The organism is Limosilactobacillus reuteri subsp. porcinus (genome assembly GCF_036621895.1).
Taxonomy (GTDB): domain Bacteria; phylum Bacillota; class Bacilli; order Lactobacillales; family Lactobacillaceae; genus Limosilactobacillus; species Limosilactobacillus reuteri_J.
Map to the genome: position 1 here is coordinate 1 of NZ_LN887366.1, position 204 is coordinate 204.

The following is a 204-nucleotide window of genomic DNA, read 5'->3' on the forward strand; positions in this document are numbered from 1 at the left end:
GTTGTTTGTTCTTTATAAATATTATTGAGCCGTATAGCCACCATCAGCGACAAATTCTGAACCAGTACTAAAGCTTGATTCGTCTGAAGCAAGGTATAAAGCAAGGTTAGCAATCTCTTCTGGCTTTCCAAGACGGCCAAGGGGATGAAGGCTTTCTAGGTATCCTTCTGCTTTTGGATCATCCTTGACCAAATTATCAACTAG

At 40.7% G+C, this 204-nt stretch carries 1 protein-coding gene; it reads right to left on the reverse strand.

Annotated features, from left to right (window positions below):
* Window positions 1-21: 21 nt before the first annotated feature.
* A partial coding sequence (locus AACL61_RS03120) for an SDR family oxidoreductase (protein WP_339110982.1) occupies window positions 22-204 on the reverse strand: 183 nt, incomplete at its 5' end.